The organism is Pseudoalteromonas sp. T1lg23B (genome assembly GCF_002964665.1).
Classification (GTDB): Bacteria; Pseudomonadota; Gammaproteobacteria; order Enterobacterales; family Alteromonadaceae; genus Pseudoalteromonas.
On record NZ_PQBZ01000029.1, the window covers coordinates 1 to 204 of the forward strand.

At 51.0% G+C, this 204-nt stretch carries 1 protein-coding gene; it reads right to left on the minus strand.

The genetic code is table 11. From position 1 onward, the window contains the following. A partial coding sequence (locus C2M32_RS06670; RefSeq protein ID WP_199886129.1) for a hypothetical protein occupies nt 1–204 on the minus strand: 204 nt, incomplete at both ends.

Here is a 204-nt window from a genome sequence, read left to right on the forward strand (position 1 = left end):
CGCGTCTTCTTCATCGTCCGAGTCGTCACTGATGATGTCTGATTCGTCAAGTTCATCGGCGATAGACTCTTGCGCCGCCTGTTCATCAAATTCCGCCAAAGATTCTACATCAAGCGCGTCTTCTTCATCGTCCGAGTCGTCACTGATGATGTCTGATTCGTCAAGTTCATCGGCGATAGACTCTTGCGCCGCCTGCTCGTCAAA